This window comes from Phaeovulum veldkampii DSM 11550 (genome assembly GCF_003034995.1).
GTDB classification, from domain to species: domain Bacteria; phylum Pseudomonadota; class Alphaproteobacteria; order Rhodobacterales; family Rhodobacteraceae; genus Phaeovulum; species Phaeovulum veldkampii.
This window is the reverse complement of the sequence record NZ_PZKF01000082.1, coordinates 1-4017: the sequence shown is the minus strand read 5'-3', so window position 1 is coordinate 4017 and position 4017 is coordinate 1. Positions and strand designations below refer to the sequence as shown.

At 62.7% G+C, this 4017-nt stretch carries 4 protein-coding genes; 1 reads left to right on the top strand and 3 read right to left on the bottom strand.

Annotation, left to right across the window (positions count from 1 at the left end; genetic code table 11):
- A partial coding sequence (locus C5F46_RS15760) for a nitrate/nitrite transporter (RefSeq protein WP_107326252.1) occupies positions 1 to 1928 on the bottom strand: 1928 nt, incomplete at its 3' end.
- 249 nt (positions 1929 to 2177) lie between these two features.
- Here C5F46_RS15760 and C5F46_RS15755 point away from each other — a divergent pair.
- Positions 2178 to 2876, top strand: coding sequence for a helix-turn-helix domain-containing protein (locus tag C5F46_RS15755; RefSeq protein ID WP_107326251.1), 699 nt, complete (start codon positions 2178 to 2180; stop codon positions 2874 to 2876).
- Between the two features lie 4 nt (positions 2877 to 2880).
- On the opposite strand, the gene C5F46_RS15750 is transcribed toward C5F46_RS15755, so the two are convergent.
- Both C5F46_RS15750 and C5F46_RS15745 read right to left on the bottom strand, forming a co-directional pair.
- Positions 2881 to 3543: an NnrU family protein gene (locus tag C5F46_RS15750; RefSeq protein WP_107326250.1), complete on the bottom strand. Its 663-nt coding sequence runs from the start codon at positions 3541 to 3543 to the stop codon at positions 2881 to 2883.
- 6 nt (positions 3544 to 3549) lie between these two features.
- Positions 3550 to 4017: NnrS family protein (locus C5F46_RS15745; protein ID WP_146160255.1), on the bottom strand; the 468-nt coding region annotated here is incomplete at its 5' end.

Sequence of the window (4017 nt, the reverse complement as noted above, 5' to 3'; positions counted from 1 at the left end):
AGCCACAGCGTGCCGCCATCCTGTAGAGCCACGCCCTCGCCGCCCACGGCACCAAAGACACCGGCGGTGATGACCAGCGGCACCAGGAACTGCATGACGCTGACGCCCAGGTTGCCAAGGCCTGCGTTCAGAGCGAGCGCATTGCCCTTTTCCGCCTTCGGGAAGAAGTAGCCGATGTTGGCCATCGAAGAGGCGAAGTTGGCCCCGCCAAGCCCGCAAAGAAGCGCCAGAATCAGGAAGATGAAGTAGGGGGTTTCCGGGTTCTGCACGGCATAGCCGATGCCGATGGCGGGCAGCAGCAGCGAGGCGGTGGAAAGCGTCGTCCAGAGCCGCCCACCAAAGATCGGCACCATGAAGCCGTAGAAGATGCGCAGCGTTGCCCCGGAAAGCGCAGGCAGTGCGGCCAGCCAAAACAGCTGTTCCGGCGTGAAGGCAAATCCGATCAGCGGAAGCTTCGCCACGACCATCGACCAGACCATCCAGACCGAGAAGGCCAGAAGCAGCGCCGGGATCGACAGCCATAGGTTGCGGCGTGCGACGGCACGGCCCTTGTCGGCCCACAAGGTCGCATCCTCGGGCCGCCAATCCTCGAGCACACGCGGTATGGCGGTGCGTTCGGGGTGGTGGATCGGCTGCATCTCAGGCAGCTGCGGCAGGCGGTCCAGAACCTCGCCATGCGCGGCGCGCTCCATGGCGCGGATCGACAGGTGCATCCAGGTCAGCGCGATCCCGACCAGCACGAACAGCAGCGCAAAGCACGAGGTATAGATGCCCGTCAGGTCCAGCAGGGCTCCAAAGGCGATGGGCAGGACGAACCCGCCAAGCCCGCCGATCATGCCGACAAGGCCACCGACTGCGCCGACGTTGTTGGGGTAGTAGACCGGGATGTGCTTGAACACCGCCGCCTTGCCGAGGCTCATGAAGAAGCCAAGCGCGAAGAGCGTGGCGATGAAGGGCCACAGCCCCATGCTGGTTGAAAAGGCGATGACGCCATCCTTGCCCTGGATGACATAGTCGGTCGGCGGGTACGACAGCATGAACAGGAACAGCATCGAAAAGCCGAAGGTCCAGTACATGACCGACCGCGCACCGAACTTGTCGGAAAGGTGTCCGCCATAGGCCCGGAACAGGCTGGCCGACAGGCTGAACGAGGCGGCCGCCATGCCGGCTGTGCGCACATCGACGCCGTAGACGTCGATCAGGTAGTGCGGCAACCACAGCGCCAGCGCGACGAAGGCGCCGAAGACGAAGAAGTAGTAGAGCGAGAAGCGCCAGACCTGCAGGTTCTTCAGGGGCGCGAACTGCTGGGCGAAACTCGGCGGCTTTGCCCCGGTCCGGCGACGTTCAACGAGCGAGGGATCGTCCTTGGCGAAAACAAAGAAGATCACCGCCATCAGTGCCAGGCCTGCGGCCCAGACATTCGCTACCCCTTGCCAGCCAAAGCCCACCATCACGAAGGGCGCGACGAACTTGGTCACCGCTGCCCCGATATTCCCCGCGCCAAAGATGCCAAGCGCGGTGCCCTGATGGCCCGCATCATACCAGCGGCTGACATAGGCGACGCCGATGATGAAAGATCCGCCCGCTAGGCCAACGCCCAATGCGGCCAACAGATACATCGGATAGCTGTCGGCAAAGGTCAGCGCCCAGGTCGCCAAGGCCGCCAGCAGCATTTGCGTCGAGAACACCAGCCGCCCGCCATACTTCTCGGTCCAGACCCCAAGGAAGATGCGTGTCAACGAACCGGTCAGGATCGGGGTGGCGACCAAGAGGCCAAACTGCGTATCGTTCAGCCCCAGCTCGCCCTTGATGGCGACGCCGATGATCGAAAAGATCGTCCAGACGGCGAAACAGGCGGTGAAGGCGATCGTGCTCAGCGTCAGGGCGCGGGTCTGGTCGGCGCGTGAGGCTGTCGTTGCGGTCTGCATGGCGGGATCTCCTGCAAGAGGGAGGCAGTTTCCCCAGTGGGGTTGATGCCAGTCCTGAGATCCACGCAGGCCAAAGAGGTTGATCTAGATCATCTGTTGCGGATTTATTATTGAAATAAATGGCTTAGTGAAAAATGTCAGGTTCGCTTGCAGGGTCAGTCAAGGCTCCTCCTGCGATGATCAATTGTTGGCTTGACAATTATCAATCGTGGGATTGGACTCTGCCAAAGCACTTCTAAGGACGACAGGATGCCCGATTCACCATTCAGGGAGATTCGCGACCTCGCGCTGTTTTCACAGATGGCGGACGAGAATTTCTCGGCCTTGATGCGCGGTGCTTATGTCCAGAACTTCCCGGCGCAGATCGAACTGATCACTGAAGGCAACCCGAGCGACTTCCTGCATGTTGTGCTTTCCGGTTCGGTTGACCTCTTCTCGGCCTGGAATGACCGTGAGACCAGCCTTGCGACCGTTCGGCCCATCTCGACCTTCATCCTGGCCGCTACGATCAAGGATGCGCCTTACCTCATGTCAGCCCGCACATTGGAGAAGAGCCGGATCGCGCTGATCCCCAGTCAGGATGTGCGCGCCGTTTTCGACATTGACGGCAACTTTGCCCGCGCCATCGTGACAGAACTGGCGCAGTGCTACCGCTCGGTCATCAAGGCGCAGAAAGACCTGAAGCTGCGGACATCGTTGGAGCGGCTGGCGAACTATTTGCTGCGCCAGCAGAGGCGCGCCGGTGGGGCAGAATCGTTCGACCTTGATTTCGAGAAGCGCCGCCTCGCTTCAGTGCTTGGGATGACCGCCGAAAACCTGAGCCGCGCCTTCAAGGGGTTGCAGCCCTATGGGCTAGAGGTGGACGGAACACGTATCACAATCACCAACCAGGCAGAGTTCGAGCGGTTTGCCAAGCCGAACCCGCTGATCGACGACGGGTCCACCTGAGGCGTCAGACCAGAGGGTCCACTCCGATCACCAGGGGATGCAGCCAGATCAACCCCGCATAGAGCATGAGCCCGGCAGCCAAGCGCAAAACGGTGTCGGCGGTCAGGGATAGCGATGCGGGGCATTCCGATAGGGCTGCGCGCAGGTCGTGCCATCTCTGCCCCATCTCTCGCTGTCGCCGCCGGTCGACAAGGCGGCCGCCAAGCATCGCGAAACCGGCGAAGGTGCCGAACAGTATCACATGCGCCAAGTCGCCGTTTGGCAGGATATGCGCCGCCGACCATATCCCGAGCGCCAGAAGCAGGGGATGCCGCGTCAGGCGGACGATTCCGGGGCGCGCCGGGTCGAACCGGTCATTTTGCGCGCCGCCGAAGGAAAAGGGGTTCGGTCGTGCAATTGCCAGCGACAGGATCACGCAGACCGGCAGCATCACGGCCAGCACGACATGGTTCTGCCACGGCGCCCAGTCCCAAAGCGGCACATAGGGCGCTCGACCCGCTGCCGCGATCAACCAGGCCAGCACGGCAAGTGAGAGAGCCGAATAGGCGATGCCAAAGCCTGCATGCCCCAGCCTTGCCACCGCCCAGGGCCGCAACGGCGGGCGGATCGGAATGGAGTGGGTCAGGAAGAAGGCCGCGAAGGCAAAGGCGAATTCGTTCCAGCCCATGCCCAGTCAGATCCGTTTCGCAGGCGGCAGGCGCAGCAGAAACCGCCCGTACAGAACGGCATAGCCGCCAAAGGCCCCTATCCAAGCCACTCCGGCCAGGCTGTGCAGCGCCATCGCCTCATCGGTCCAGACCCCCGCGACCACGCGCGCCAGGACAGCGGTGACCAGCGCCAGATAGATCGCCACCGTGCCGAGGCCTGCGTGCAACTCTTGCCCAGTATGGCCTAGGGTTGCCCGCGTCATCACCGCGAGTGTCATCAACCCGACAGCGCCACCCATCCAGATATGCTGCGCTGCGGCCATGCCGAAGACACCCGGCATTAGGATCTCGGCCGCGAGCGCGATGGCCCCCAGAGGCAGGAAAGCATAACCAGCGTGCAGCACCAGGACGAGTGGCTCCGCCGCCGTGCGGATGCCCGCCCATCGCGCCAGTCGGATAGCATGCAGAGCACCTGCCAGCCCCAGCAAGACGGC